General features: G+C 69.0%; 5 protein-coding genes and 1 pseudogene. 1 reads left to right on the top strand and 5 read right to left on the bottom strand.

Translation table 11 applies throughout. The annotated features are described in order from the left end of the window. From FVS66_RS27615 to FVS66_RS27605, 3 genes and pseudogenes are all read right to left on the bottom strand, one after another. A pseudogene (locus FVS66_RS27615) lies at nt 1-231 on the bottom strand (tape-measure protein); the annotation flags it as partial. Continuing rightward, nucleotides 228-1,424, bottom strand: a complete 1,197-nt coding sequence (locus FVS66_RS27610; RefSeq protein WP_149183955.1) for a phage tail protein — start codon at nt 1,422-1,424, stop codon at nt 228-230. The pseudogene FVS66_RS27615 and the gene FVS66_RS27610, both read right to left, overlap by 4 nt. A gap of 80 nt (nt 1,425-1,504) precedes the next feature. Beyond that, complete coding sequence (locus tag FVS66_RS27605) at nt 1,505-2,314, bottom strand: hypothetical protein (RefSeq protein WP_149183954.1); 810 nt, start codon at nt 2,312-2,314, stop codon at nt 1,505-1,507. 53 nt (nt 2,315-2,367) lie between these two features. Here FVS66_RS27605 and FVS66_RS27600 point away from each other — a divergent pair, with 53 nt between their 5' ends. Further along, nucleotides 2,368-2,790, top strand: a complete 423-nt coding sequence (locus FVS66_RS27600; RefSeq protein WP_149183953.1) for a hypothetical protein — start codon at nt 2,368-2,370, stop codon at nt 2,788-2,790. 35 nt (nt 2,791-2,825) lie between these two features. Here FVS66_RS27600 and FVS66_RS27595 read toward each other — a convergent pair whose 3' ends face one another. Next, a complete protein-coding gene (locus FVS66_RS27595) occupies nt 2,826-3,164 on the bottom strand; it encodes a hypothetical protein (protein ID WP_149183952.1) in 339 nt (112 codons plus the stop codon). 65 nt (nt 3,165-3,229) lie between these two features. Continuing rightward, nucleotides 3,230-3,520, bottom strand: coding sequence for a hypothetical protein (locus FVS66_RS27590; RefSeq protein WP_149183951.1), 291 nt, complete (start codon nt 3,518-3,520; stop codon nt 3,230-3,232). Nucleotides 3,521-3,579: the final 59 nt, after the last annotated feature.

The following is a 3,579-nucleotide window of genomic DNA, read 5'->3' as shown; positions in this document are numbered from 1 at the left end:
GACGGCCCCGGCGGCGCGCTCGGCTCCCGCCTTGACCTGCCGCAGCCCCGGCGTGGCCGCTGCGGCGCCGCCCTTGAGCCGGTCGACCCCCGCCCCCGCCTGCCGCACGCCGCGCTGAATGCCGCTCAGTGAGCGGGAGGCGCCACTGACGCGCATACGGAACGTTCTCAGCGCTCCGGTGACGCCCGCGAGCGGGTCGAGACGTCCCGGTGCGATCGCCGCGGCGCTCATCCGCGTGCCTTGGAGAGGAAGAGGAGGGCGGCGGCGGTCTCCTGGACGTCCTGGTCGGCGGCCTCGTAGTAGTTCTCGATACGGAAGCCCGCGCTCGCCCCTACGGCGGAGAGGGTCCGCGCCCGGCTGGCCCTTGCGGTGTGCCGGAGGAGCCGGTCGAGCTTGGACAGCGGCAGTACGGCCTCCGCCTCTCCCGCCTCGGCGACGATGGCGTGCACGCCGCCGCGGCGCGGCTGGACGACACCGCCCTCGGCGAGCAGCGGGATCCTCGGCAGGCTCACCCCGAAGGTCTTGCCGCCGATGCCGGGGATCCAGCCGGGGAGCGTGACCTTGATGCCGTTGAGCTTGCCGATGGCGGAGTTGATGATCCGGATCACGGCGTTGATCGGCCCCTTCACGGCGCCCTTGATCTTGTCGAACGCCCGGCCCGCGATGTCCTTGAGGCCGCCCCAGATGCTGGAGAGCTTCTCCTTCACCTTGCTGAAGGCTCGTGGGACGACGTTCTTGATCCAGTTGACGACCGGGGTGATGACCCGCTTGATGCCGTTCCAGACGGAGGAGACGACCTTCTTGACAGCCTTCATCACCGTCGTGATGATCTTCTTCCAGAGGTTGAAGTAGGTCTTGATGACCTTGGCGACGGCCTTGATGACGACCGTGATCGCCTTCTTGATGCCGTTCCAGACCTTCTTGATGAGGGCGCCGGCCTTCTTCATGATCGGCCCGATCACCTTCATGACCGAGCTGATGACCTTCTTGATGGCGCCGAAGACCTTCTTGATGACCTTCTGCATGGTCTTCGAGCGGGTGGCCATCTCGACCACCTTCTCGATGAGGGGCGCGAGAAGTCCGAGCAGGGTGCCGATGATGTTGCCCTTCATCGACTTGTTCAGGCCCTTCATGCCCTTGGACGCCTTGTCGGCGCCGGACTTGAACTTCCCGACCTGCGTACCGCTCTTCTGCCCGGTCCGTCCTGCCTTGGCCATCGACCGCTCGGCCTTGTCGGCGGCGCGCTGCATCTTCTGCAGCTCGCGGGCGGAGCCCTGGGCGGAAGTCTTGATCTTCTTGAGCTCGCGCTCACCGGTCGCGGCACTTCTGCCCAGGCTGCCGGCCGAGCGCCCCGCGGTGTCGAGCTGGGTCTTGAGTCCTTTGAGCGAGCCGCCGGCACGCCCCAGTGACTGCACGAGAGACATGGTGCTCCTCGATGTGTTCGGCGCGCTGGCGCCAGGAAGTACGGGAAGGGAGCGGCGCACGCCCGCGCCCTTTGCGCGGTTCAGCCGAGCGCCCGCTCCAGCCGCTCAGCCTCGGCACGGACCTCGCGCAGACTCGTCGCCGTCCGGTTCAGCTGCGCCGCCTCCGCCCGGTAGCCGTCCGCCGCCCGGCGCTGGCCGGGCCGGCCGGCCAGCGAACGGGACCGGTCCTCCGCGGTGTTGCCCCGGCGCTGCACGTCACCGGCGGCGGTCCCGGCGAATCGCTGCTGGTTGCGCAGGAGACCCCGGATGCTGGTCTCGTGCCGACCGAGCTGGTCCCTGTGGCGGTCGATCCGTGCGTCGAGGGCGATGATCCGGTCGTCGTCCCGGTCCAGGCGCCGGTTGTGGCTCCCGTGCTTGCGCGCATGCACGTCGAGGCGCGTGTGGACCTGCCGCATCTCCTGCTCCTGGAGCGCGTTGTCGGGCACGAAGGTCCGGAACAGGGAGCTGATGCGGGAGCCTTCCGTGGCCCGGAGGCCACGCTGCCAGATCGACGAGGCCATGGACTCGGTGACCGACGTGAGCGGATTCTTGATCAGCTGTGCGCCCATGAGGCTCACGCCGTTCGTGGTGATGGCCAGTGCCTCCACGTCCACCTTGACGGCCTGGAGGCTCCAGTAGAGCTGTTGGTGGGACGCCGTGAGGTCCTTCCACGGCTGGTCCACGGTGAGTTGCTTGAGATTCGCCAGGAACTGGGCGTTGAGCTGCGGGAACTCCAGCGGCTTCACCGCGCTCTCGACCGCCGCGAGCCTGGTCGCGTGATCGTTGATTCTCTCCGTCAGATAGGCGGGTGACATGGGTTGCGGTGTTCCCGGGTCCGGCGGGATGAGCATGTTACTCGACCTTTCCCTGTTTGGCGGGAGTTGTCCGCTGCTACGGTTCCGGCATGCCAGGGCGTCTCGTCTACGAATCGCACCCGCTGCCGTTTCTGCTCGTCGTGCTGGTGTGCCTCCCGGTCGTCGGCGTGCTCGGCCGGTTCTGGACGCGCGCGTCCGTGCTCGTACGGCGTGGGGAAGTGGTCGCGGCGGAAGAGCCGCAGGAGGGCGACCGGGACGAGTTCACCGTGGACGGCGAGCGGTACCGGTGCCTCTCCCCGGTGCCCCGTGAGCGGTGGAACGCGCTGACGGGTGAGGGGTGGCCGGAGGGGGAGGGGCCCCGGCTGATCGTCTACGATCCGCAAAACCCCCGGCGCAACGAGAGCCGACGGAATCTGCGCCCGGCGAGGCTCGGTGGCTGGGGGCTGGTGAGCCTGCTCGTCGTCATGCTGTTCACGTGGGCGGGGATCCGCCTGATGGCGTTCATCGGCTGACGGACACGGCATGGCATGTCGCGGCGCGTCACGGCTCACGTGAAGAAGCGCATCAGTTCGGTGCGGCTCGGTGCCTCCTGCGCCGAAGGCGCCTCCGGCTCCTCGTCCGAGGCTGCCCTCTGGTCACCCGGGCGGGGCACCGGCACCGGAGGCTCCGGGGGATCGGAGTCCTCGTCCGTGTTGACCGACGCGAACATCCAGTTGGCGGCGGCCAGGTGGTCCACCGCGGCGGCCAGGAGGTAGTCGGTGACCGTCCACTCGGCGGCGTCGGACTCCAGGGCGCGGGTCAGCGCGCTGTCCCGTGGCATGTGCTTGACCAGCACCGCGAGCCGGCGGGACGAGAGCCGGCCGCGGTGCCAGTCGAGCAGGTCCACGCCGTAGTGCCGGAGCAGGTCGGCTTCGAGAGCCTCGGCGTGTTCGTCGACGAACGCGTCGAGGCTCAGCCTTCCCCCAGGCCGAGCCCGGTCTCCTTGCCGTACGCCTCCAGGATCGCGGCGATGTCCTGCATCGTGACGTCGTGCCGCTCGAACCGGGCGAACTGCTGCTCGCCCAGCAGCAGCTCGAGCAGCCCGTCCACATCGTTGTCGTCCAGACCGCGCAGCGCGCGGGCGGTGGCGCGGGTCAGCTCGGTCGGCAGCTCGAAGGTGTCGCCGTCCATGGCGAAGGACCAGGTGCGGCCCAGCGCCTCCATGCGCTGCGCGCGGGCGGCGTTCACGTCGAAAGAGGTCATGCTTCTTCTCCTCGCGAAGGGAGCGTTGGTAGGGGAAAGACGCCGAGTGCCGGGCGGGG

Source organism: Streptomyces sp. TRM49041 (assembly GCF_008271805.1).
Lineage (GTDB): Bacteria > Actinomycetota > Actinomycetes > Streptomycetales > Streptomycetaceae > Streptomyces.
Note: the sequence above shows the minus strand (reverse complement) of the source record. Positions and strands in the feature narration are given on the sequence as shown.